This is a genomic window from Sinorhizobium sp. GQ132, from assembly GCF_059758575.1.
Genome location: NZ_JCAXDX010000007.1, coordinates 38497 through 63428 on the forward strand (window position 1 = coordinate 38497; position 24932 = coordinate 63428).

General features: G+C 60.9%; 22 protein-coding genes and 1 pseudogene. 6 read left to right on the forward strand and 17 right to left on the reverse strand.

All coding sequences use genetic code 11. The annotated features are described in order from the left end of the window. Positions 1 to 45: 45 nt before the first annotated feature. From AC6CIG_RS18520 to AC6CIG_RS18535, 4 genes are all read right to left on the reverse strand, one after another. Positions 46 to 687 (reverse strand): HD domain-containing protein, encoded by a 642-nt coding sequence (locus tag AC6CIG_RS18520; RefSeq protein WP_498323330.1) that lies wholly within the window; start codon positions 685 to 687, stop codon positions 46 to 48. 92 nt (positions 688 to 779) lie between these two features. After that, positions 780 to 2246, reverse strand: a complete 1467-nt coding sequence (locus AC6CIG_RS18525; RefSeq protein WP_498323331.1) for a catalase — start codon at positions 2244 to 2246, stop codon at positions 780 to 782. 45 nt (positions 2247 to 2291) lie between these two features. Further along, positions 2292 to 2753: a nuclear transport factor 2 family protein gene (locus tag AC6CIG_RS18530; protein ID WP_498323333.1), complete on the reverse strand. Its 462-nt coding sequence runs from the start codon at positions 2751 to 2753 to the stop codon at positions 2292 to 2294. A gap of 221 nt (positions 2754 to 2974) precedes the next feature. Continuing rightward, positions 2975 to 3949, reverse strand: a complete 975-nt coding sequence (locus AC6CIG_RS18535; protein WP_498323335.1) for a GlxA family transcriptional regulator — start codon at positions 3947 to 3949, stop codon at positions 2975 to 2977. Positions 3950 to 4251: 302 nt separating this feature from the next. Here AC6CIG_RS18535 and AC6CIG_RS18540 point away from each other — a divergent pair, with 302 nt between their 5' ends. The 3 genes from AC6CIG_RS18540 to AC6CIG_RS18550 all read left to right on the forward strand — a co-directional run bounded on the left by AC6CIG_RS18540 (position 4252) and on the right by AC6CIG_RS18550 (position 7454). Then, on the forward strand, positions 4252 to 4728 hold the full coding sequence (locus AC6CIG_RS18540; RefSeq protein ID WP_498323337.1) for a c-type cytochrome: 477 nt from the start codon (positions 4252 to 4254) through the stop codon (positions 4726 to 4728). A gap of 78 nt (positions 4729 to 4806) precedes the next feature. Next, positions 4807 to 5259: a (2Fe-2S)-binding protein gene (locus AC6CIG_RS18545; RefSeq protein WP_498323339.1), complete on the forward strand. Its 453-nt coding sequence runs from the start codon at positions 4807 to 4809 to the stop codon at positions 5257 to 5259. Positions 5260 to 5261: 2 nt separating this feature from the next. Beyond that, positions 5262 to 7454, forward strand: coding sequence for a xanthine dehydrogenase family protein molybdopterin-binding subunit (locus tag AC6CIG_RS18550; RefSeq protein ID WP_498323340.1), 2193 nt, complete (start codon positions 5262 to 5264; stop codon positions 7452 to 7454). 13 nt (positions 7455 to 7467) lie between these two features. Here the strand turns inward: AC6CIG_RS18550 and AC6CIG_RS18555 are convergent, their stop codons facing one another. After that, the gene (locus tag AC6CIG_RS18555) at positions 7468 to 8439 is read right to left on the reverse strand and encodes an AraC family transcriptional regulator (protein WP_498323342.1); all 972 of its coding nucleotides are present in this window, start codon (positions 8437 to 8439) and stop codon (positions 7468 to 7470) included. Between the two features lie 163 nt (positions 8440 to 8602). On the opposite strand from AC6CIG_RS18555, the gene AC6CIG_RS18560 reads away from it, so the two are divergent. After that, complete coding sequence (locus tag AC6CIG_RS18560; RefSeq protein WP_498323343.1) at positions 8603 to 9346, forward strand: SDR family oxidoreductase; 744 nt, start codon at positions 8603 to 8605, stop codon at positions 9344 to 9346. Positions 9347 to 9557: 211 nt separating this feature from the next. On the opposite strand, the gene AC6CIG_RS18565 is transcribed toward AC6CIG_RS18560, so the two are convergent. The 11 genes from AC6CIG_RS18565 to AC6CIG_RS18615 form a co-directional block, all read right to left on the reverse strand. Then, positions 9558 to 9806: a transposase gene (locus AC6CIG_RS18565; protein WP_498323345.1), complete on the reverse strand. Its 249-nt coding sequence runs from the start codon at positions 9804 to 9806 to the stop codon at positions 9558 to 9560. Positions 9807 to 10154: 348 nt separating this feature from the next. Continuing rightward, complete coding sequence (locus tag AC6CIG_RS18570; protein ID WP_498323347.1) at positions 10155 to 11144, reverse strand: acrylyl-CoA reductase family protein; 990 nt, start codon at positions 11142 to 11144, stop codon at positions 10155 to 10157. 80 nt (positions 11145 to 11224) lie between these two features. Further along, on the reverse strand, positions 11225 to 13090 hold the full coding sequence (locus tag AC6CIG_RS18575; RefSeq protein ID WP_498323348.1) for an ABC transporter ATP-binding protein: 1866 nt from the start codon (positions 13088 to 13090) through the stop codon (positions 11225 to 11227). A gap of 9 nt (positions 13091 to 13099) precedes the next feature. Further along, positions 13100 to 13984, reverse strand: coding sequence for an ABC transporter permease (locus tag AC6CIG_RS18580; protein WP_498323350.1), 885 nt, complete (start codon positions 13982 to 13984; stop codon positions 13100 to 13102). Between the two features lies 1 nt (position 13985). Next, a complete protein-coding gene (locus AC6CIG_RS18585; RefSeq protein ID WP_498323351.1) occupies positions 13986 to 14921 on the reverse strand; it encodes an ABC transporter permease in 936 nt (311 codons plus the stop codon). A 61-nt stretch (positions 14922 to 14982) separates the two neighbouring features. After that, on the reverse strand, positions 14983 to 16578 hold the full coding sequence (locus tag AC6CIG_RS18590) for an ABC transporter substrate-binding protein (RefSeq protein WP_498323353.1): 1596 nt from the start codon (positions 16576 to 16578) through the stop codon (positions 14983 to 14985). Between the two features lie 117 nt (positions 16579 to 16695). Beyond that, positions 16696 to 17796 carry a mandelate racemase/muconate lactonizing enzyme family protein gene (locus AC6CIG_RS18595; protein WP_498323355.1) on the reverse strand — a complete coding sequence of 367 codons (1101 nt, stop codon included), beginning with the start codon at positions 17794 to 17796 and terminating at the stop codon, positions 16696 to 16698. Between the two features lie 25 nt (positions 17797 to 17821). Continuing rightward, positions 17822 to 18265: an acyl-CoA thioesterase gene (locus AC6CIG_RS18600; RefSeq protein ID WP_498323357.1), complete on the reverse strand. Its 444-nt coding sequence runs from the start codon at positions 18263 to 18265 to the stop codon at positions 17822 to 17824. A gap of 157 nt (positions 18266 to 18422) precedes the next feature. Beyond that, positions 18423 to 18863: a MaoC family dehydratase gene (locus AC6CIG_RS18605; RefSeq protein ID WP_498323358.1), complete on the reverse strand. Its 441-nt coding sequence runs from the start codon at positions 18861 to 18863 to the stop codon at positions 18423 to 18425. After that, entirely contained in the window at positions 18856 to 19671 is an 816-nt protein-coding gene (locus AC6CIG_RS18610) for a hypothetical protein (RefSeq protein WP_498323360.1), read from the reverse strand. The genes AC6CIG_RS18605 and AC6CIG_RS18610 overlap by 8 nt, the downstream gene beginning before the upstream one ends. A gap of 2 nt (positions 19672 to 19673) precedes the next feature. Further along, positions 19674 to 22049 carry a CaiB/BaiF CoA transferase family protein gene (locus AC6CIG_RS18615; RefSeq protein WP_498323362.1) on the reverse strand — a complete coding sequence of 792 codons (2376 nt, stop codon included), beginning with the start codon at positions 22047 to 22049 and terminating at the stop codon, positions 19674 to 19676. A gap of 181 nt (positions 22050 to 22230) precedes the next feature. Between AC6CIG_RS18615 and AC6CIG_RS18620 the strand changes: the two genes are divergently transcribed. Both AC6CIG_RS18620 and AC6CIG_RS18625 read left to right on the forward strand, forming a co-directional pair. Next, complete coding sequence (locus AC6CIG_RS18620) at positions 22231 to 23286, forward strand: LacI family DNA-binding transcriptional regulator (RefSeq protein ID WP_498323363.1); 1056 nt, start codon at positions 22231 to 22233, stop codon at positions 23284 to 23286. 787 nt (positions 23287 to 24073) lie between these two features. Continuing rightward, positions 24074 to 24195, forward strand: a pseudogene (locus tag AC6CIG_RS18625) (IS5/IS1182 family transposase); the annotation flags it as partial. 2 nt (positions 24196 to 24197) lie between these two features. Here the strand turns inward: AC6CIG_RS18625 and AC6CIG_RS18630 are convergent. Next, on the reverse strand, positions 24198 to 24680 hold the full coding sequence (locus tag AC6CIG_RS18630; RefSeq protein WP_498323365.1) for a DUF4142 domain-containing protein: 483 nt from the start codon (positions 24678 to 24680) through the stop codon (positions 24198 to 24200). Between the last annotated feature and the right edge of the window lie 252 nt (positions 24681 to 24932).

Sequence of the window (24932 nt, forward strand, 5' to 3'; positions counted from 1 at the left end):
GACCGTCCCGCCAGCACGCCGATAGGACGACCTGCGTGGCAATTCTTAGGCGAACCAAGCGGAACCAAGAATGATCGAGCAGAAGTTCATCCGCTTATAATTCCGATCCTTGATCGCAAGGACGTCCGCCTTGACGTTGCCGAAAGTCGTCTCCGGCTTCTTCTTGATGCCTTCGTAGAAGTGATCGATGATGTTTTCCTTGAAGTTCTCCTCGCGCGGATGGCACGCACAAACTTCATGCCGGTGTTCGTGCGGGAACTGATCATAAGCAATGCCGAGCACGTCCATTTCGACGCCAGCCGTCACAAGCGCGATCGTTGGCCGCATGTGCTCGGGGATGCCCGGCGTGGTGTGTAGAGCGATCGCGCTCCACACATCCTCGATGTCGCGCTCGGGGACGCCGTAGCTCTTCATGAAGTCGCGCGCGGCGTTGGCGCCGTCGACCTCAAACCGCAGGTCGGGGCTCGAATACTTCTCGGTGAGACCCATGTCATGGAACATGGCGCCGAGGTACAGAAGCTCGGGATCGTACTTCAATCCTCTGCGTTCACCGGTCAGCGCGCTCCAGAAGAACACGCGCCGGCTATGGTTGTAGAGCAGGTCGTCCTCTGTGTCGCGAACGAGCTGAGTAGCGGCACGCGCGATGTTGCTGTCAGGTACGCGAATGCCGGCAATGATCTGTGACATGAAAATAGTCTCCTTGTCAGGCAAGCCTCCGGCGACGGATGAGCGGCTACGCGAAGGTCTTGCGGATTATGGTGGTGTGTTGCAGCGGCCGATTACTCGGCCGCCTCGGCTGTGAAGGTCAGCCCCAGCGCCTTCGCGACACCGGCGCCGTAAGCGGGATCGGCCTTGGCGCAGTTGCCGATGTGGCGCTGCTTCACCTCAAGGCGCGCGCCGCCCATTGCGCGAGCGGTGTTCTCGAAGAGAAGCTGCTGCTGCTTCGGCGTCATCGTGCGGAACAGGATACCGGGCTGCTCATAGTGGTCGTCATCGACGCGATGGTCCCAGTGCGCCGCGGCACCCATCCACTCGAGCGGCGGCTCGGCGAGCTGCGGATCGCGATCGATCCACACGCCCTTGCTGTTCGGCCAGTAGCTCGGCGTGGCGCCGAGATTGCCGTCGGTGCGCATCGCGCCGTCGCGATGATAGCTGTGGAATGGGCACTTCGGAGCGTTGACCGGGATGAGGTGGTGATTGACTCCGAGCCTGTAACGCGCCGCGTCGCCGTAGGAGAAGAGCCGCGCCTGCAGCATCCGGTCGGGCGAGAAGCCGATCCCCGGAACGACATGAGCCGGCGAGAAGGATGCCTGCTCGACCTCGGCAAAATAATTATCGGGACAGCGGTTGAGCTCCATCACACCGACCTCGATCAGCGGATAGTCCGCCTTCGGCCAGACCTTGGTGAGATCGAAGGGATTATGCGTGTGGGCCTTCGCCTGCTCGTCGGTCATCACCTGGATGAACAGAGTCCAGCGCGGGAAATCGCCACGTTCAATGGCATCGAGTAGGTCCCGGCCATGCGTCTCGCGATCGTTCGCGACCAGCGCGGCCGCTTCCTCGTCGCTGAGATTCTCGATGCCCTGCTGCGTCCGGAAATGAAACTTGACCCAGACCCGCTCATTGGCGGCGTTGACCATCGAGAAGGTGTGGCTGCCAAAGCCATGCATGTGACGGAAGCTCTTCGGAATGCCGCGCTCGGACATCACGATCGTCACCTGATGCAGGGCCTCGGGAAGCAGCGACCAGAAATCCCAGTTGCTGTCCGCCGACCGCAGGCCGGTGCGCGGGTCCCGCTTGATCGCGTGGTTCAGATCGGGGAAGCGCAGGGGATCCCGGAAGAAGAACACGGGCGTATTGTTGCCGACTAGGTCCCAATTGCCTTCCTCGGTATAGAACTTGAGAGCAAACCCGCGAATATCGCGCTCCGCGTCGGCGGCCCCGCGCTCGCCGGCGACGGTCGAGAAACGCGCGAACATCGGCGTCTGCTTGCCGATCTCCGAAAAGATCTTCGCCCTGGTGTAGCCGGTGATGTCGTGTGTGACGGTGAAGGTGCCGTAAGCGCCCCACCCTTTCGCATGCATCCGCCGCTCCGGGATCACCTCGCGGTCGAAGTGGGCCAACTTCTCGATCAGCCAGATATCCTGGAGCAGCGCCGGTCCGCGCGCGCCGGCAGTCATGATGTTCAGATTATCGGCCACCGGCGCGCCGGTCGCGTGTGTCATGAGAGGTCGCGTGTCGCTCATCGATTGTTTCCTTTCGTGGTGAATGGCGGGTTGGCGTGCTCTCGATCAGAAGCCGAGGTCGGAGAGCCCCGGATGGTCAGCAGGCCGGCGGCCGGGCGGCCACAGGAGCTTCCGTTCGCTTTGCTGAATAGGGTGTTCGTTGATGCTGGCGATGCGACGGCGCATCAGCCCATCGTTGTCGAATTTCCAGTTCTCATTGCCGTGGGCGCGGAACCAGGTGCCGCTGTCGTCACGAAACTCATAGGCGAAGCGCACGGCGATGCGATTGCCTGTGAATGCCCACAGCTCCTTCACCAGCCGATAGTCGAGCTCTCGCGCCCATTTGCGCGTCAGAAACGCCTCGATCTCAGCGCGACCATTAATGAACTCGGCGCGGTTACGCCATTGACTGTCAGGGGTGTATGCAAGCGCTACCTTGGCCGGATCGCGGCCGTTCCAGGCGTCTTCAGCGAGCCGGACCTTCTCGATAGCGGTTGTTTCGGTGAACGGGGGTAAGGGCGGACGCACGGATCATTTCTCCCGAGGACTTCGCTGCGTTGAACCTCGCGATATCTCGCGCAGTGCACCGCTCCTGGGCAATAACGGTGATCCTGCGTATCTGGCCAGCCGCACGACGTTTCATGCCAACCGCAGCTTTTCAGCCTCGCGAGGCGAGCTGCTCTGCAATTATCTTCGCTCTTCGCCCGCGTTGCGCACGATGTGTCCGGTCCGTCGGCGGGTACCCGACGCTAGACAGATTCCGGCTTGCGAAAACTTGCCCGATACTGCGCCGGCGTTACGCCAAGACGCGCGTTGAATACGATCCGCATCCGGTCCGCCGAGCCGAAGCCGCAGTCGTAGGCCACCGCCTTCAACGGCAGGTCGCTTCCCTCAAGCTTCATGCGCGCCGCATCGATACGAGCACGCTCGATGAATTCGTGCGGTGTGATTCCCGTTTCGTGGACGAAATGCCGTGCAAAATTCCGAGTGCTCATCCTGGCTGCTTCAGCAAGAGACTGCAGCGCGTGACGGTCTCCGATGTTGGCCATCACGTGATCCTGGACCCGCGCAATCGGAGAGGCCGGATCGGCAGGCGCACTTAGGTAGGGACTGAACTGCGACTGTCCCCCTTGACGTTGGGCGACCACGACGAGTCGCTTGGCGACCTTGAGCGCCACCTCCGCGCCATGCCGCTGCCCGACCAGGGCCAGGGCCAGGTCAATTCCTGCCGTCACCCCAGCGGAAGTGATGAGGCGCCCATCACGGACGTAGATCAAATCCGGTTCCACCTCCGCCTTGGGGAACTTCGCCGCCAGGGCCTGCGCATCCTGCCAATGAGTCGTGACCCGCCGCCCGTCGAGCAGGCCAGCATGGCCGAGAACGAACGCTCCCGTGCAGATCGAGCCGTAAACACTCGAGTGCCACGGCGCACCTCTGACCCAATCAACCAAACGCGGATCAGGCGCCGCCACCGGTAGCGCCGGGCCGCCGGCGACGAGGATGACGTCGAAGCCACCGCTCGCCTCGTCGAAAGTCACGTCGCCCAGCAATCGCATCCCATTCGAGGCGCGCAGAGCATTGCGGTCGGCGGCGACAAGGACGGTCTTATATTGATCAGAGGCATCGAGGTAGCTGTTCGCTTCGGTAAACACGTCCACAGGCCCCGCCACATCCAGCGCTTGGACCCCTTCGTGAACGACAATTGCAACTGCTTGGCCGGACACGTTGCGCCGCCTCCTCTCGTAGATGGTTCATCCCGACGTGCAGCCGAGTTCGGTCGGGTGATACTCGGCGCCCGAACGCTTTGCAGATCGCCATCGCAATGCATTGCCACAACGCCCGGCCGCTGTTCCGGCAAGAACGCGCCCGATTTAGACCAGAAAAGGCAAGCCGATAGAGAGATTCCGCCGCAGTGGCAAGACGGTAGGGGCCCAATCCTGGAGGATTAGGCACATCTTCTGAAGAATGAGGCAGGCAGACCAGATTGCGGCAAGCTATGACTCCTGAATGGTTTGTGGGAGTTGCTATGAAGGTCACAGGAAGTATATTTCGCAATACTCTCGGCGGCAGCGGAGTGCGCCCGCTCGCCCGTTCGAACGCCAAGTCTGAGCGTCGCAGTCAGCCCCACCTCCGCTCGCGAATTCTACGGCGCGCCGCACTCGCTGCATTCTCAATCTCCATAGTGCTCGCATCCGAAAGCCAAGCCCAGGAGACCGACGGCGCACGCCTGTTCCGCCAACGCTGCGGAAGCTGTCATTCGGTTGAAGCCGGGCAGAACCGGACTGGGCCGTCGCTTGCCGGGGTCAATGGGCGAATGGCCGGCAGCGTTGAGGGCGTCCGGTATTCGCCGGCGCTGCGTTCTTCCAAGGTGATGTGGAATGCGGACACTTTGGCTCGCTTCCTCGCCAACCCGCGCCAGCTCGTTCCCGGAACGACGATGACCGTCAGAGTGACAAACGAGGCGCAGCGGCGATCGCTGGTCGATTTTTTGACCGCGCGCTGAGTGCGGTCCCCCTGATCCATCGCGCTTCGGCGTCGACCGGGTGCGGGAGCGAAATGCGAACTCAAGGAGGATGCACCGATGGCAAGCCTTTTGGTGAACGGAAGAACTGTCGAGACCGATGCAAATCCGCAAACGCCCCTCCTGTGGGTGCTGCGGGAACATCTCGGCCTCACCGGAACAAAATTCGGCTGCGGCGTAGGCTCGTGCGGGGCCTGCACCATTCACGTCGACGGCGAGGCAACCTTCGCGTGTCAGTTGGCGCTGGAAGCGGCCGTAGGACACGAAATCACGACCATTGAGGGTCTTTCGCCCAATGGCGAGCATCCTCTGCAGAGAGCGTGGATCGCGGAGCAAGCGCCGCAATGCGGCTATTGTCAGTCCGGGCAGATCATGCGCGCCGCAGCGCTGCTTGCGACCACACCAACGCCGTCGCGCGAGGAGATCATCGACGGCATGGCTCCAAACCTCTGCCGATGCGGCACCTATCCGCGCATCGTGCGGGCGATCGAACGTGCGGCGCAGGAGGGCTGACGATGACTCACCATGAACCGAAACTCTCCCGCCGAGCTTTTCTCGCTACCTCGGGCGCTGTGAGCTTCGCCGTCCTCGGTGGTGGCCTTGTCTCTGTGTTCCGGGATCCGGCCGAGGCTCAGGACCTCAGCCGCTCCGAGATCAATGCGTGGGTGAACATTGCCGGCAATGGCCGAGTGGCGATCCGCTACGCCTCAGGAGAAATGGGCCAAGGGGTTTCGACCTCACTACCGATGGTGCTCGCCGAGGAACTGGATGCCGACTGGTCGATGGTTGACGCCCAGCAAGTCGATCAGGGAGCCCCCGCGATGTACGGCAATCCGCTGATTAACAACATTCTTTATACGGCTGGAAGTCTCTCGATTGCAGGGTACTACGACACGATGCGCCGTGCCGGCGCAACCGCCCGCCGCGTCCTCATCCATTCCGCAGCGGCGGAATGGCGCGTTCCTGTTGGCGAAGTGACCACAGAGCCGGGCTTTGTCGTTCACGGCCCAAGCCGCCGCCGGATGAGCTTCGGTGAGGTCGTGGCCCTCCCCCAGCTCATCACAGACGTGCCAGCGATCACCGACACTGACCTGAAACCACGTGAGCAATGGCGCTTGATCGGCCGCGATGTGGAACGCCTCGATGTCCCCGAGAAAACACGCGGAGCAATCACCTATTCGATCGATGTGCGCCTGCCAGGGATGGTTTATGCCACCGAACTGCTCGCGCCGGTCGAGGGCGAGACTCCTTCCGTCACGGCAGACACTGAAGCGCGAGTGGTTCCGGGCGTGATCGATATCATTCCTTTGCGCAATGCCGTTGCTGTGGTTGCAGAAACCTGGGAAGCGGCGCACGCCGCCCGCGAGCTGCTGACGGTGGAATGGAGCACAACCTCTCCGTTTCGATCGACTGACAGCGCCGCTGAACTGAAAGAGCTCGCAGCCGCTGCGGCCGATCCTGCGCGCGAAGCCTTCGAATGGGAAACCCGCGGCGATGCTCGCGGCGCAGTGGGTTCAAGCGACCGCGTCATCAGCGCCGAATACAGCACCGAATATGTCTATCATGCGCAGATGGAGCCGCTCGCGGCGGTTGCCTCCGTCGATGAGGACGGTAAGGGCGCAGAGGTGTGGCTCGGCACGCAAAGCCAAACCGTTTCGATCGGGATCGCGGCGGGCGTGCTGCAAACGACACCTGACCGCATCCGCTTCCATGCCATGCAGATGGGTGGCGGATTTGGCCGCCGCACCTTCTTTGCACGCGATCTGCTGCGCGACGCGCTCCTGCTCTCAAAACAGCTCAAGCGGCCCGTCAAGCTGATGTGGACCAGAGAGGACGACGTCAAGAATGGCTGGTTTCGCCCTGCCACGGCCCATCGGCTAGAAGCGGCCCTGGATGGCGATGGCAATGTGACGGCCTGGTACCATCGTGTTGTCAGCGCTTCAATTCTGCAATTCTCCATGCCGGACAATTGGCTGAAGGCAAACAACCGGGACTTCCTGGTTATGGAAGGCACCGAAAGCAAGGATTACGCGATACCAGATTTCCTTGCCGAGCATGTCATTGCCGATCGCCGCGCCCGCGTCGCGGCGTGGCGCGGTATCGGCTGGGGTCCGAACATGTTCGCCAGGGAATGCTTCGTTGACGAGCTAGCGGCGGCGGCGAAGGCTGATCCCGTAAGCTTTCGGCGCCGCCTGTTGAAGAACAGCGAACGAGGAATGCGAGTGCTTGATGCCGTCGTCACCATGTCGAAGTTCGGCACGCCACCGCAAGGGCGAGCACATGGCCTGTCGTTCGCGGGCTACAAGAACACCCGGGCGGCCGGCGTTGCAGAAGTCTCGGTCGACGGCCAGACAGGACGAGTTCGTGTGCATCGCTTCTGGGCCGCGGTCGATCCTGGCGTTGCGATCCACCCGAAAAACCTTGTAGCGCAGGTCGAGGGCGGCATCATCTTTGGCCTTTCAGGTCATTTGCAAGAGCGCATCACAATCGCGGCCGGCGAAGTTCAGCAAAGCAACTACTATGACTACGAGCCCCTGCGAATTGGCGACATACCGGAGATCGAGGTGCAGATCATCGAATCGGGCGCAGCTCCCTCGGGCGCGGGCGAGATCGGCGTGCCGATGACTGGGGCCGCCGTGGCGAATGCAATCTTTGCTCTGACTGGACAGCGACCGCGACAAATGCCGTTTGGTCAGCTGCAAAGCTGAGTGTCGCGCTCGATCACACCGAGAGATCTGCCTGCCCACGCATGTGGGCAGGCGCAGCTGGACGTGCGGAGGCGCCATGCACGATTGAGATAGATGATCGATGTTCGCGAGGTGACAGTCCAAACATCCGCGAGAATTCGCGACTGAACTGGGTTGGGCTTTCGTATCCAACCGAGACTGCAGCGGCTGACACGGATTGGTTCTCAGATTTCATCAGACGTGCCGCCTCGATAAGACGCAGGCGCTTCTGAAATTGAAGAGGGGTGGTCCCGCAGATCGCTTTGAAATGCTGGTGAAAGGCCGACTCGCTCATTCCAACTGCGCGCGCAAGTTCGGGAATCCGCAACGGTTCGGCGTAAGTGCGTCGGATGTGGATAATGGCCTCTGATATCCGAGCAGCATGACTATTCGCCTGGGCGAGCTGACGAAGCAGAGCGCCATGGCTCGCTGATAGAAGCCAGAAGTGAATCTCGCGCATAAGCAATGGGCGCAAGATTGCCGCGGCGGCCGGTTTGTCGAGCAATCCGAACAGACGTTCCATCGCGTTCACGACGGCCTCGTCAGCTTCACCCGCCGCAATCGCACTGACCCGCCCTTTTCCGTCACGGGCACGCGCATCTTCACCTCCGAAATCGTCGATCTCAGCGGCCAGTTCTTTGATCAGGGTGATGTCAATCTGCAGAGCCAGCGCCACGTAGGGACGCTGCCTTGATGCGTCGACGACGCTCGCATAGGTCGGCAAATCAAGGCCAACGATGATCGACTGCCGTTGCGAGAAGGTAACCATCTCGTCCCCCAGTGACGACTGCTTGGCACCCTGCAGCACGAGGCAAAAGATTGGCCTGTAGAGCACGGGCGTGAGGTCCGTCGGCCGGAAGTGGCGTGCGACGAGCAGGCCAGGAATATCCGTACAAAAGGGCTCATTCCCTATCGACTGTTGATCGGCGTAGGCGAGGACGCGGCTCGTCAGCGCGTGAGCAAACATGACCGGCTCCAACTAGAATAAGGCATCTTTTTACGACCACACCTCGGGCTCGGCAAGGTGCAAAGGGGACGATTGTGTAGGATTAGGCACGTGTTTTGAAGGATGAGGCAGGCGCATAGAGCCGACGGAGAGTATCCGTAGGTCCGAAACTCAGGAGTGCATCATGAAGCTCACAGGCAATACCGTACTCATTACGGGCGGTGGCAGCGGGATCGGTCGCGCGCTCGCCGAGGCCCTTCACGCCAGAAACAACAAGGTCGTAATCACCGGACGCGATGCAAAGAAGCTCACCGCTGTGGTCAAAGCGAACCCCGGAATAGAAGCACGAGAATTGGACGTGACCGATTCGGCGGCCATAAAGTCCTTCTCCCGGGAGGCGACCCGCGATTTTCCATCGCTGAATGTGCTCATCAACAATGCCGGCATCATGCGGCCCGAGGAGTTGACTTCCGGAGAGACCGACACGGCTGAGGCCACGATCTCTACCAACCTGCTCGGGCCGATCCGGTTGACCGCCGCTCTCCTTCCTCACTTGCTCAAGGCGTCGCGTGCCGCCGTTCTCACAGTATCGTCCGGTCTGGCCTTCGTCCCGCGCTCTCTTGCTCCGACCTACTGCGCGACCAAAGCGGCCATCCATTCCTATTCACAGACCCTTCGGGTACAGCTGCGCAACACATCGGTTCAGGTTATTGAACTCGTGCCGCCCTATTTGCAGACAGAACTTCTAAATCCGAGCCAGGCGACGGATCCCAACGCCATGCCTCTCTCCGATTACATTTCCGAAACGATGGCTCTGCTCGAGGCCAACCCAGATGCTGAGGAGATTCTCGTGCGACGTGTTTCTTTCCAACGCTGGGCCGAGAAGGAAAGCCGCTACGAGGCCGCTTTCGCGCGCGTCAACAACTGAGGGGAACACATGACGGCGGCACGCTCACCGTCGGTGTCTGAGCCGCTAAAGAGATAGTTCTTTTTCCGAGGGCCAAAGCCCGGATTGCCCGCTCGGGACGCTCGTCCAATGTCGGCCCTTTGGCCGGCAACACCGATTTTGGCTTCGCCGAACTCTCCCCCGGGGAACGGCCGCAGAGGGGGCGACCGATATTGTCATCGCAGGTCCTTTGTCATCGCCTCGTCCCAACACGCCGATCGGAATCCAGGGTGGGTTGCGGCAGAAGCACAAGGAAGCCGGCCTGTGATCGAGCTTTCCGGCCCCGGCTGGCCCGTATCCAGCGGAAAAGCAGGTTGCTGTTGACCCCGCGCCGGCGCGTCACCTCCGCTATCGAACTGCCGGGAAGCTGCGCTTCTTCGACAATTCGCCATTTCTTTTCCAGCGGACCAGTTTCGTCGATCGCGCTTCGCCGCTTCGCCACTTCCTGACATCAGATACCGCCATAGTGTCCACTTATTACTTGATGGACACTATCCCACTCCATCGCAGTGCCGGTAGGCGGCCATCTAGGCGGAACCACACCGGCATATTCTTGTCGAATTTGGCCGACAATTCGCGTATCGCAGCCTCGCCGCGCATCTCGATATGGCTGAGGATGCCTTCGACCACTGAGCGTACCTGGGTGTTCTCTTCGTCGCCCAGCGTATCGGGCTTGCCGCGCTTCAGATGGGTGATAGCTATGGGTGTCCTTTATGCCCAGCGAATATGCGGGCCTGGATGGGAACGAACTTGCAGAGGAAGACATGAGCCGTCGGTATGCGCCTTTGCCTTACGCGAGCGGCACGATGACCCGGCCCCTCACCTGTCCCGCGAGAATTCGGATTGCCGCTTCGGGCAGACCGGCAAGGCCGACTTCCTCTACAAGTCCGCCATAGGCAGCAAGATCAAAGTTTTTGGCGATGCGATCCCAGGCGACAATCCGCGCAGCATACGGCTGCATGACGCTGTCGATACCGCTCAACGTCACCCCGCGCAGGATGAAGGGCAAGACATTCGTCTCGAGACCGATGCCCGCCGCATTGCCAACGGCGGCGATGGCACCACCGTATTTCACCTGCCTGAGTACCTTGCCGAGGATTTTGCCGCCGACATTGTCGATCACGGCTGCCCAACGCGCCGATTCCAGCGGTTTATCCGACTGAGCGAGAAACTCCTCGCGCGCCACGACCGCCGTGGCGCCAAGTTTCTTCAGAGCCTCCGAATGTTCCGGTCGGCCGGAGAGCGCCACCCCCTGGTAACCGAAACGGGCGAGAAGCGCGATGGCAATGGACCCCACTCCGCCGGCCGCTCCGGTCACCAGCACTTCGCCGCCCTCGGTGTTGAGTCCGAGCGTTTCCAATCGGCCGATCGCCAGCATGGCGGTCAGCCCTGCCGTTCCAACGGTCATCGCATCCCGCGTTGAAAGCCGGTTCGGCAGGGGCACGAGCCAATCGGCCTTGACCCGGGTTCGTTGACTGTAACCACCCCAATGGGTTTCGCCCACGCGCCACCCCGTCAGCACCACCCGGTCGCCCCGCTTGTAGCGGTGGTCGAGGCTGTCGCGCACCGTGCCGGCGAAGTCGATCCCCGCCACATGGGGGTAGGTCCGCACGAGCCCCCCGCCACCTGTGAGGCAAAGTCCGTCCTTGTAGTTGAGCCCTGCCCATTCCACATCAACGGTCACATCGCCCTCGGGAAGACGATCCTCACCCAAGGTTTCGACCCTTGAGGATATGCTTCCGTCTTCTCCGCGCGTGGTCACCAAAGCCTGATACGTCATGTGACAGTCCTTTCTGACCGAATCTTCTGCGGCCTAGCGTCAAAGCTGCGCCTCTATCCTCACTGCCGAAGCAGGACCTCCTAGATCTTCCAGTCATCGCCCCAAAGCTGGACAATGTGACCAGGCGAAACTTGCCGGTATGTTCTCACCGGCGGGGTATAATCGACCGGGCGGATCGGGCTCCTAACCTCGTCGTTGTTAACTGGCCGCAATTGCTTCCGGCGCGCCGGATCGGGCACTGGAACAGCAGCCATCAGGCGCCGGGTATAGGGGTGCTGCGGATTACCGAAGACGGCGGCGACCGGCCCTTTCTCGACAATCTCCCCCAGATACATCACCGCGACCTGATGGCTGATGCGCTCAACGACCGCCATATCGTGAGAGATAAACAGGTAGGACAGTCCGAACTGCTCCTGCAAATCCATCATCAGATTGACCACCTGGGCCTTGATCGAGACGTCGAGCGCCGACACGCTTTCATCTGCGACGATCACTTTCGGTTCCAGGGAAAGGGCCCTGGCAATGCAGATGCGCTGTCTTTGCCCGCCGGAGAATTGCGACGGATAGCGACTGGCCATCTCGGTGGCCAATCCTACCTTTTCGAGGAGGTCCATTGCTTTGTCACGAGCCTGTGCCCTGGTGCCAAGCCTGTGAGTGAGGAAGGGCTCAGCAATAGCATCACCCACCTGCATGCGCGGATTGAGGCTGGCATATGGGTCTTGGAATATCATCTGGATATGCCGCCGCATGTCACGCATGCGATGCCTGTCAAGCACTCTGATGTCGGTGCCATCTATACTGATTTCACCGCTGTCCGGCTCGACCAGCCGCATGATGGCACGCCCGGTCGTTGACTTGCCGCACCCGGATTCTCCCACCAGCGACAGCGTCTCGCCGGCCCTTAGATCGAAGCTCACCTTCTCCACTGCATGCACACGGCCCGCGGGGCCGGAAAACAATCCGCCGGCAATATCAAACCGCTTGACGAGTTCGTTGACCCGCAGCACCGGGTCTCCCTTGCGCACAGTGTCCGGTCGTTCGCGGCTGGCGACTACCGTTCCGGTGGCACGGTCGAGCACCGGAAAATGCTGCGGCCCCCTATCGCTGCCCTGACCCAGTCGCGGCACAGCGGCAATAAGCGCGCGGGTGTAGGGGTTCTGGGCGGCTTCGAATATCACCGCGGTGCTGTCGGATTCGACCGCGCTGCCCTGCAACATCACCACGGTACGATCAGCAATCTCCGCGACCACGCCCATGTCGTGGGTGATGAACAGAACCCCCATGCCCTCCTCCTTCTGCAATTGCTTGATCAACTGCAGAATCTGGGCCTGGATCGTTACGTCGAGCGCGGTGGTCGGCTCGTCGGCGATCAAAAGGTTCGGCTTGCAGGCGAGCGCCATGGCAATCATCACGCGTTGCCGCATGCCGCCTGACAGGGCGTGGGGATAGTCCTTGAGACGTGAGGACGCGGCAGGGATGCGAACGCGCTCAAGCAGGCGCTCGGCTTCCTTCATCGCTGCCTGCCCTGAATGCGTGCCATGGATGGTCAGCACTTCGGCAATCTGCTGACCGACCGTCTGGAGCGGATTGAGGCTTGTCATCGCCTCCTGGAAGATCATTCCGATCTGCCGGCCCCGGATCTTGCGCATGGCGGCCGGGCTGAGCTTCAGCAGATCCTGGCCGGCCAGCTTAACGGATCCCTCGATCCGGCTCATCTCGGGGTCGAGCAGACGCATGATCGACAGCGCCGTCACCGATTTTCCCGATCCCGACTCGCCCACGACTGCCAGCGTCTCTTCTGTCCCGACATCGAAATCAATCCCTTTCACGATCTCGGTCCAGCCCTGCTGGGTCCGGAACGAGGTCTTCAGGTTACGCACTGACAGCAGTGGTTCAGGTCCGCCAACGGGAAGAATGCGTTCCCCCATCGTACTTATCGCGTTCATGCCGTTCTCCTATCGTGCCGTCGACGGATCGAGCGCATCGCGGATGGCATCGCCGACCAGATTGAAGGCCAGCACCACTAGCGTGATGGCGATACCCGCCCCGATGATTGGCCACGGCGAGCCGAAAAGGCTGTTGAGCCCGTCACGGATGATGTTGCCCCAGCTCGGATTGGGGGCTCTGGTACCTATACCGAGGAAACTTAGCGAGGCTTCGATGCGGATTGCCGACGCGACCCAAAGCGTCATCAGCGCGACGATCGGCGCCATGATGTTGGGGATGACGTGCCTGATGATGATGACGGGTGTGCGGACGCCCACAGCGATTGCCGCTTCCACATAAGGCTCCTGCTTTATCGATAGCGTCTGGGCTCTGGCCACACGCGCAAAGCCTGGAATAAAGGCCACCGTGATCACCGCAATGATGTTCCAGAAGCCGCCACCCAGTACCGCAGCGATCAAGATCGCAAGCAGCAACTCCGGAAACGCCAGCAGCAGGTCGATAAGGCGGGAGATCAGGCGGTCGGCGATACCGCCGAAATATCCGGCAATTACGCCGAGTATCGTACCAAACAACGCCGCCAGGACCGGAGAGATGAAGCCGAAAAGCAGTGAATTGCGCGATCCATAGATGAGCCGGCTCATCACATCGCGCCCGAACTGATCAGTCCCAAGCCAGTTGTCCTGGCTGGGCAGGCGATTGATCTTGATGATCGACTGGGCCAACGGATCGTAAGGCGCCAGCCAAGGGGCCAACAGCGCGACCAGGACGAACACCACGATGATCGCGGTAGCAAAGGCAGTCTCGGCCCGGCCGAAGAGGATCTTTCTGACCTTAGTGAAGACGCCTGGCTCAACAGCCGGAACGCGGAGGGCTTCTTCCGTAAAGAGCGACATCTTACTTCACCCTCACGCGTGGATCGACAACAACATAGACTAGGTCCATCAATAGATTGATGAGTACAACGAAGCCGGCAAAAACCAGAACCCCGCCCTGGATCACGGCATAATCGCGCTGGGCAATGGCATCGATCAGCAAACGGCCAATGCCGGGCCGGTTGAACACCAGCTCGATGGCGACAGATCCGGAAAGTGTCGACAGGAGGCTGAGCCCGAGCCCTGTCGAGATCGGCAGGAGAGCGTTTCGCAGGCCGTGCCGGTAGATCACCCTGCTCTCCTTCGCCCCCTTGGCCCGGGCGGTGCGCACGTAATCCCGCCCGAGCACTTCGAGCAGGCTGGTGCGGGTCAGCCGACCAAGAAAGGCCGCCTTGACGAAGGCAAGCGTGAGTGCCGGAAGAAAGACGTGGTGGATACGGCTTGCCAGATCCGTGCCGGCACCGTTGATCGGGAACCATCCAAGATTGAGCGAGAAAGTGATCAGCAAGACGGCACCCAGGAAGAAGTCGGGGATGGCGTAGCCGATCAGCGAAAAAACACGCACCCCCGTATCGGGGATTTTGTTTCGGTTGGTGCCGGCGAGCACCCCGAGCGGAATGCCCGCGACAATCCCCATCAACATCGCCGCGACGGTAAGTTCTATCGTGTAAGGAAGGTTCTGTGCGATCAGGGTGACCACCAGCGTATTGGACAGGAGCGATCGTCCGAAATCGAGGGTCAATACGCCACCGAGGAAATTCAGATACTGCTGCCAAAGCGGTACGTTCAGACCCATGCGCTCGCGGAATTCCGCCAACTGCTCTGGCAGAGCCGCATCGCCGAGTGCTGCAAGCGCTGGATCTCCGGGCAGAATTCGCATCGTGATAAAGACAAGCGTCAGCACCAACCAAAGCGTCGGAACTGCGTCGGCCATTCTAAGAAGGATGTAGCGGGCCACACGGATCACCCAGATTGGGGATCTTCGCCGAGGCGAAGATCCCTGGATTGTTGAGGAAGCACTAGGCCGTCTTGGTCGCGCGATGGAAACGCCACCGTGCATAGCCGCTTTGGACAGGGTAGCCGAGATCGACGCGGGCGGCGCGGACCGCCGTGAAGCCGAGAGAGGACAGGCCGATCAAGGGAAGGTCACGCAGAACCTGCAACTCGATCTCCTTACAAAGCGCAAGGTAGCTATCGTAGTCCGTCGCCTGCAAAGCCTTTGCGAGCTTGTCGTCGATACCGGGCATGGCAGCCCCGTAATGGCTGTAGTTGCCGCCCCCGGAACCATCCGCCTTGACCTCCGATGCCTTCGCCAGCTGCTGGAAATAGATCTGCGTCGGGATGGGTGGATAGCTCGACGAATGCATTGCCAGCGTGTTCTGATCCGAGCGGTTCGCTGCGTGGTAAGCAGTGTGGTCCATGATCTTCAGGTTCATGTTGAAGCCGGCAAGACGCAGTTGCTCCTGAACGATCAGCATGGTCGAGGAATAATCCTCGCGTTGGCTGCAAAGCGCGTCGAAACTGATGCCGTTGGGATGCCCCGCTTCCGCAAGCAGCGCCTTGGCCTTTTCCGGATCGTATGGATACTGCAGCTCCGGTGGCAGGTCCTCAGTCTTGAAGCCGGCGGGGAAGAAATCAGGCTGCAGGCCTGCCATCGTGCCTCCCATGGGTGCGAGCGCCTGGGCTATCGCGGTCCGGTCGAGTGCATGCATCAAGGCCTGGCGGACCTTGAGGTTATCGAAGGGTGCACGGGTCAGGTTCACATGCAGCGTGTTGAATGAGCCCGGTGATGTCATGTCGATCTTGAGAGTCGAGTCGCGCTGCAGCATGGAATCGATCCATCCGGGTGCCCGCACCGCCTCGATGATGTCGACATTGCCCGAAAGCAGCGCCAGCGTCCGCGCCGTGGTATCGGCGATGTAAACGCATTCCACCCTGGCGATCTTTGCCTTTTCGCCCCAGTAACCTTCGTGGCGCTTGAGGCTCGTTCCGGTTTCCGGATCAAACTTCACCAGTTCATAAGGTCCGGTTCCCACCGCGTCAGTGGCAAACTTCTCCGCTCCGATTTCCTGATAGGCCTTCTTCGAGACGATGGACGTGTTGTTATTGAAGATCGAGGTACCGAGCAGGTTTACGTCCGGTTGCTTGAGATGAATGGTCACCTCGTAAGGACCGTTCGCGACCACACTGTCGATGTTTGACAGAATGGTGCGATTGGTTCCTTCCTTCATAGCTCGCTCAAAGGAGAAGACAACGTCGTCTGACGTCATCTCGCCGTAGCCGCGATGAAACTGCACGCCCTGACGAAGCTTAAAGGTCCACTCCTTGGTGTCATTTGACTGCGTCCATTCGGTGGCCAGCGTCGGCAGGTATTCATCCGGAGTGAGCGCGAACCGACCATCTTCCGGGCGCACCAGCTGCTCGTATATCTGTTCTGTGGCCCAGTTGTCCGATCCTTGGGTCGTCAGGTTCGGATCGGAGTGGCGTGGACCATTGGCTGCAATGCCCATCCGCAAGGTATCGATATCCTGCGCCCGGGCAGCGCCGATGCCAACCGCCGAGAGTGCCGTGGTGGCCGCGGCCAGTTCCAGGAAATTGCGTCTTGTCAAAGCCATGGGTTCCTCCTCCCAGCTTGTATGCGGCGCCGGCCCCTCGCCTGCGCCATCACGGTTACGCCCTACGGCGCGATGCAGTCTCCGGCGTGCCTGGCAGCCCTCCTTGCTGTGAAATGCCTAGGCAACACGGCGCGCCTCCAGTTCCTCATCTATCACGTCCAACCCGAGGCCCGGGCCGATCGGGATCGCGAACTTGCCGTCAACCGGCTTGGGCGGATTGCGGAAAGCCGGATGCATGCGTGTGTCCGGGTCGGCAAATTCCGCCGGTTTGGTGAGATGCATGATCGTCGCGAGCACATGCAGGTTGGCCGTGTGTCCGATTGTCGGCTGTGTCTGGTGAGGCACCAGTTCCACTCCGTGGGCATAAGCAATGGCCGCGCACTGCATGAGCCCGGTGATACCTCCCATCTTGACGATGTCCGGCTGGACCATGCGCACGCCCGCATTGATGATGTCGACCAATGCCTGTGTGGTATAGGTCTGCTCAGCCGCCGATACGGTGATGTCGAGCCGCTGCGCCACCTCGCCCATGGCCCTCACGTCGTAGTGCTGCACCGGCTCCTCGAACCAGACATAGCCCAGTTCTTCGAGAGCTCGTCCGACCCGAATAGCTCCGCCAACGGAATATTGGTTGTTGGCGTCGAACGCGAGCGGGAACGTTTCACCCACCAGCTGCCGCACGGCCTTTGCCTTGGCGATGTCACCCGGGATGTCATAGTCCTGCCGGGTGCGGTCACCGTCCCAGCGAATCTTGATTGCTGCCGGCTGCTCCGCCTGGAAGCGCCGTTCTACCACCCGGACGGTCTCGTCGACGCTGCGATTGGCATTGCCCCCGATTGACGAATAGAACGGCACCTCTTGACGCCACGCACCGCCCAGAAGCTTGTACACCGGCAGACCGGAGAGCTTGCCCTTGATGTCCCAGAGTGCGATGTCGAGCGCCGCGAGCGCGCCGGTTACCGCGCCTTCCGGACCGAGCTTGACGTAGCGGTGCAGCAGGCGGTCGTAGATGACGGCGTGATCCAGAACATCTGCGCCGATCAGCGACGCCGCGGCATCGCGTATCACCCAAAGCGAATGCTCTCCGCCGAACATCGGCGACGCTTCGCCGTACCCGACAAGCCCCTCTTCGGTGGTGACCCGCACAATGGCACTGCGCCGCCCCGGCGGATCGTCCGCGTTCCAGGCGACCTGGAATGCCTCGACGGATTTGATCACGGACGCTCTACCCATGGGTTACTCCTCAGGCTGGTAGGGTCAAGATCGATTCAAGATGAGCCCGAAGCGGCGCCGGAAACGGCGCGGGTCGCTTGCTGGCGGCATCGATGAACACGTGAATGAAATGGCCGTCGGCCGCCGCCTCATTCGACCCGTTGAGGAACGCGGCAAGTCTGTATCGCACCGAGGAGGTCCCGATACTCTCTACTCGCAGGCCCATCTCGAGCCGGTCCGTAAAGATGATTTCGCGATGATATCGGCAGCCATTCTCGACCACCACCATTGCCCCGCCATCCCTGCCCAGCCCCAGTTCCCTCTGATGGAGGAAGCCAAGCACGGTGCTGTCGAAGAACTCGTAATAGCGGGCGTTGTTGACATGCCCGAAGATGTCGATGTCGTTCCATCGCAGCGATACGGCGGTGAACCACGCGAAAGTCTGCCGCCGTTCTGTCGGTCTGCGCTCCGTCATGGCAGCCACAGCGGTGGCGCACGCATGCGCGACAAAGATGCGTTCATTCGAAACCTCCCACTTCGGAGCAGGGCCTCTCCCGCGACGCCGTCCTCCAAACCGGCCGTCAGGATACAGGCTTTGCATCCGTATGCAAGCAATACTGTGGAGAGCGCTTTCATGATCGCAGCCATTTCATCAGATGTTCGGCGACAGCCACTACGGTGCCGGACTGGTTGGTCACCTCGATATCGGCAACGGACCTCTGCCGTTCGAGATCGATCTCCGTTACGCCATAGGTGATGGTCAACATATCGCCGGGATAGACCGGCGCTACGAAGCGCAGCCGATCATAGCCGAGCGAAACCGGGATCGTGGTGTTTCCCCGCAACCGCGCCTCCCGGATCGCCTTGGTACCGGCTGCCGACATATAACCCACCAGAAGCGCGCCGTGGGCAATGATGCCGCCGAAACGGGATCCGGCCATGGCTTCAGCGTCCGTGTGCGCCTCGTAGTCGTCGCCGCTCAGCGCCGCGAAACGGGCGATATCCTCGTGCCGCACCGTCGTTGCATAGGATACCACCAGGCCCGTCACCGTCCGGCTCAACTGATCAGCCATAGATCTGCGTCCTCCTGAACCGCGCAGCAGGTCGACCGTCGGCGAGAAGAACCTCCTCGGTGACGAGGTACTGTTTGCCCTTGCGTTCGAAGGTTTCGGCCACATGGCCGGCCGTGCGGATCGACTGACCTGGATAGACTCTCTCGAAATGCTGCGTTTCCACTTCGACCAGGACGACGGCCGCCGGGAATTTCCAGCCTGAATTGACGTCCCCCATGGCCGTGCGCATCAGCATCCCGGAATGGACGAAACCGATGTCGTCGTAGATCGGGTGCGTTTCAGCAAAGGCCGACAACGAGGTCATGAAGTCTGCGGCCGAGAGGACCCGCTCACGGCTTTTGAGCGGCGCGCCCGCCTGAATTTCGCCGGGGCTCACAGCAGGTGGATCTTCCGGTGGTGGAAGCAACTGCAATCGAGCCGGATCCGGTGGCGAAACCGGTTCGTGAGCCAGCGCGACCCACCCGGTCGCCACCTCCTCGCCGTCCCCATTACGGACGCTGACCATGCTGCGCTGAAACACTCCGTCGTCAGCAAGTGGTCCGGCTGAAACCGTCACCTCGTCATGATTGTAGACAGGCTTGCGGAAACGCGCCGACATGGCGCCCCGGTCGGCCCAATCGGCACCCCAGCTGTCGATCGCCACCCGGCTGATGTGACCATAAACAAAGGCGCCGGGAATGAGCGCGGCCTTGTATCCGCGGGCCCGGGCGACGGCATCGTCATGGATCGTTCCCTTGTACCGGGGCGCGTCGTCGAGGAGGATCCGGACATCGAAGCAGCGCGGGAAAAATTGCGTCGGCTGACCCATGCTCACGCTCCCTGTAGCGGTTCGGTCGCCATGGCGTCACTTTTCTCTATGGCGGCGATCTGATCAGGCGGAAGTTTGATGATGCGTTCCAGAACGTGCCGGTTATGCCAGCCAAAAGGCGGGGCCGACGACAGCTGCGCCCCCGGGGTGTCGCTGAGATGGATCGGCAGGCCCGGATGTTTGTGCCGCCCCGCGTCAGGGTGCTGAAGTTCCGTAAAGAAACCGCGATAGGCGAGATATGGATCTTCCGCTAGATCCCGGGGCGTTTGCACCGGCGCCGCCGCCACTCCGGCAGCCTGCAGCCGCGCAGCCAGTTCATGCTTGTCTTCGCCCGCCGTCCAGGCAGCAATTAGCCTGTTGAGTTCATCTTCATTGACGCGCCGCCGCTCCAGGTCGGAAAAGCGCGGATCCGCCGAAAGCTCCGGCCGGCCCATGATCCGGCACAGGCTCTGCCATTGGCCCTCGTCAAGTGCCGCGATGACGATCCACTGGTCTTCGCCCCGAGTGGGAAAAGCATCATGCGGGCTGGCAAAGCTGACGCGATTACCACTTGGTGCCGGGTCCTGCCCCGTCTCACTGGCAAGAAGGATTTCGGGGCCGATCAGGTGCATCGCCGCTTCGACCTGCGGAACCTCGACATACTGGCCCTCGCCGCTCCTCTGGCGGTGGATAAGCGCCGTGAGGATCGCTGCGGCAGCGTTAAACCCGCCGATTGGATCCAGATAGGACGGACCGGTCACCTCCGGCCGGCCGCCCGGATAGCCGATCATCGCTGACATGCCCGCTGCCATTTCCATGGTCGGGCCGAGGGCCGCATAGCCGGACATCGGCCCCTTTGTACCAAAGGCCGGCAGTTCGGCGACGATGATGTCCGGCTTTATCGCTTTCAGAGCGTCATAGTCGAGACCGAGCTTCTTAAGGGTGTCTGGCCGAAAATTGCAGATCAACACATCCGCGACCGACACTAACCGACGCAGCGTTGCCCGGCCTTCTTCGGTCTTCAGATTGAGAATACAGCTGAGTTTGTTGACATTTTGAGAGTTAAACAGGAACGACCGGTCGTACCAGCGCTCACCGGGCTGTCGTGCAGGGAAGTTGATCGGGTTGGGCTCGTCCTTGTTGAGGCGCCAGGAATTGACCCTGTTCGGCGCTTCCACATGAATCGACTCGGCGCCAAAATAGGCCAGCACTCGTCCGGCCATCGGACCTGCCCATGCGGTGGTCAGCTCAATGACGCGCAACCCTTCCAAGGGACGGCCCTTGGGGCCCGAAGCGGACGAGCGCTCCGAAGGCAAATGAGCGCTGTCTTCATAACGGGCATTTGCATCGCCGAGGCGGGGAGCGAGGCTACGCACACAGCGCGGCGTCGCCGACAGACGGAACGGCGCCCCGAGAATGGTCCGACCGTCCAGTGTTTCCCAGTACCCTCGCTCGACGAGGTGGCGGCTCCTGATCAGCTCGGACGGCCGATATGCCTTGGCTGCAATGACTTGCGCCTTCTGGAGGATCTCCACCAGATCCTCGGCTGCCATCTCAGCCACCCTCGACTGGAAGATAGAAAACAGTGCGTCCCAATTAGCGCGGCGGTTGGCGGGATCGGCAAAGCGTTCGTCGTGTTCCAGTTCAGGCAGGCCAAGCGCTTCCAGCAAGGCGCGCCACCGGAAATTATAGATCCAGATGCAAACCCAGCCGTCACGGCAAAGGACCTGCCCCGCCTGCACAGCCTGTTCTGTCCGCTGCCTGGTCGTTCCATTGTAGATATACTGCATCACATAGGGGAAACACATAGATGCGGCGGTCTCAGCCGCGTCGATGCGGACGACCTGACCGTGCCCGGTCTCCTCACGCGCATACAAAGCCACCAAGGCGCCGATATGGGCGCCGATACCGCTCGCCACTCCGGCGCGGTTCCCGGTCCCAAACAGCGGCTCCCGATCGGCAGCGCCATTGTTGTGCATCATGCCCGACAAGGCTTGGAGGACGATTTCCGGCCCCTGCCACTCCGCGCGCGGGCCGTCGCCACCAAAACTGCTCGGCTGCACAACGATTGCATTGGGATTGCTCTGGCTTATTTCGTCCGCATTTCCTTCCGGAGGAAGGACGATCACGTCCGCCGCAGCAAGGATCAGGTCGAGCTGGTCGCGAGCTCCCGGATCGCCACGATCAAGCACATAGGAGCTCTTTCCGGAATTGAAGTGGAAAAAAGGAAGCGAGTCCCCACTTCGCGAAAATGGCGCAGAACGTCGGATTGGCGAACCCTCCGGCCCCTCCACCAGCATCACCGCCGCACCATAGTCCGCAAACAACCGGGCGCAGTACTGCCCCGCCAATGTATCGGAATAGTCGACCACCCGCAGATGGCTGAAAGCGCCCCTCATAGCTCCTCCCAAAGGCAAGCGTACGCAAGACTAAGACCGGCTCCTCCACCCGCCTTCTAAAGCAAGGCTAGGGAACATTGCATCCGTATGCAAGTGCCGATTTGCATCCGGATGCGTGTTTATGCGATATACTGCTCACGCTGCTGCAGGTCGTGCGGCAAGAACACGACGGGGAGTGATGATGAACAATGCCGATGACAAGATAGCCTCGCCTCGAGCCAAACCGCTGACGGCGCGTGAGCTCGCCCGGCTGATGGGTGTGAGCCAGTCTGCAGTATCACGGGCCTTCACGCCAGGAAGCTCGATATCGCCCGAGCTTCGGCAACGGATTCTCAAGGCCGCCGGCGAACTCGACTACCAGCCGAATGCGATTGCGTCCATGCTCTCGACTCGGCGCAGCAATATCGCCGGGATCGTCGTTTCCGAGATGCAGAACCCGTTCTATCCGACGCTGATCGAAAAACTCTCGCGCGGACTGCAGCGGGTCAGGCTCCAAAGCTTGATGTTCAACATCACTCGCGGATCCAATATCGAAGAGCAGCTCGTCGCACTGCGGCAGTACAATGTCGACGCAGTTATCATCATCTCAGCTACCGTGCTGTCCGGCGCCTCAGTGCAATGGGCAGCCGATGGACGGGCCGCCGTCCTTGTGAACCGTACCATTCCCGATCTTCCCCTCACCTCCGTCAGCTGCGACAACGTTGAGGGCGCTCGCGCCATTGCCGATCACTTCCATTCGCTTGGCAGGCACCGGGTGTCCTATGTCGCCGGTCTGCCCCATACCTCCACCAATCTCGAACGGCAAAACGCCTTCGTGACACGGGTGGCGGAACTTGGGATGCGGCTCATCCACTGCGTCGCCGCCGGGGAATACAGCTACGAGGCGGGTCATCGGGCGGCGCTTGAAATCGCACGCGGGGAGCAGACGGATGCGATCTTCTTCGCCAATGATATTCTTGCAGCGGGCGGCATGGACGCGCTGAGGGAAAGCGCCGGACTGCGCGTACCGGAGGATGTCGCTGTTGCCGGCTTTGACGACGTGGCGTTGGCGCGATGGCCGCACTACTCGCTCACGACGTTCCGACAGCCCATTGATGCTATTGTGGAAAGGACCGTAAGCTTGGTCACGCAGCAGTTGGAAACGCCTTCTTTGCCGCCGAGCCGGAATCCGATAAGCGGCGAACTCGTAATACGCCATTCCACCGTCACGGAATGGTCACCGGAAAACACCGGATGATGCCACCAGACAGGCGCTTTCATGTAGCGGTCATCGAAGCATCAGGCTGGCGCGCCGCTGATTCGTCGCCCGGCTGCATCATCGAGTACGCCGAGCCAGAATTGAAGTGCTGGATGCCCGTGCCGTCGGCCAATCTTAATCGCACCTCTATGCCCTCATCGTGGGAAGGCGATGACGAGAAGAACTGCGCCGCCAGCAATCCCGCCGTTCCGGACGATACATTATGCGATCGCTCGAGCCAAAAAGGGGAGCATCCACGCACTTCTAAAATTGGTTGCGGGGCCGCGATCCTACCCTCAAGACCGCATGATCGCCCACAGAAAGCATGCTTGACTTCCGGAGCAATTAGCGCGTTGGCCTCCGGCTGCGTTGCTCCGCCAGAGGCGGAGTGAACTTCGGGCAAAATGAAGAACTGTCCGGGCCGGTCAATTCCTCAATTCGCCTGACAAACGAGAGCGGCCCCGAACTCTTCTGTTCGATAGGCACATCCTGAACCCTCCGTTAAGTACATGTCGGTGGAAACCCCGAGCGCTTGCTGATCGCCTCCATTTGTGGGGGCGCGGTGGATTCCTTATCTTTCTCCAATAATGCCGTGCGGCCGCTAGATCGAGGGTTCGGGACCGGCGGTCCTTAGCCGCCTGTCATTAAACAGTTGAGAGATTGCCGTCACTGACCAATGTCCCGCAGTCTCTTGAACCCGCGCTTCTCCTCATGGGTTTTGCACCTGCTCGATCACGCCGGCGCGCGGTGATCGGAACAGTTCCTGGGAATCTAACGCCCCCCTTACCGGAAGGGTTCGTTCGTTTTCTCACGCTGGGTCAATCAGCGGAATCTCGACGAGAGGTTCTTCAACAGGACCAAATAGTCCGAGGCATCGCAACCCGTACGGATAATGACCCGGAAAACTAGTCCTATCCCCCGCCGAGCTTCTGAGCATGCTCAAGATGCCCTTGGACGACTGGCGCCGTCTTCGCCGCATGCGCCTTCAAAGGTGCGCTATCCCCGCCCTGGGCATAACTCTGCAGCAGCTTCAACGCCTCCTGGTGGGCCGCGAGCTGAGCCTGTGCATAGGCCGCATCAAACTGTTCGCCCTGCGCATTCTTGAGCTTCTCCAACTCGGCCGCGTGCTTCTCGACCATTTGCGTGGGAACCGTGATCTTGGCTTCTCCTGCGGCCGCCTTCAGTTCCTGGCTGGCCTTGGTGTGATCGGCCACCATCATTTCGGCGAACTGGCGCACACTGTCCTGTTTGCTGTTTTGCATGGCGAGCTGGCTCGATTGAATTTCGAACATGTCGGAGCTCGCGGCCATGGTCACGAACTCCTCGGACGAGATTTGCTGCGCGTAGACATATGGCGCACCGGCGAGGAAGGCTGCGGCAACGGCTATTTTCATGATTCGCATCGGGTTTCTCCGGTTTTGACGCAGGGCGGAAAGCGCTCTAACCGCGAAGCCGGAGAGGTGTTCCACAACATTCATCGCCCGAAGGGCGCACGTCAATCAAAACGTGGCCGTGCCCATGGGATGTGAAAGTCCACAGAAAGCAGAGTACGCCAAAATCGGCGTAACCACTCATTGCTGCGTCACTCGCGCCTGGCGCTTAGCGAAGAAGGCACCAGACTTGGCTAGTCCGACACCGCGATACGC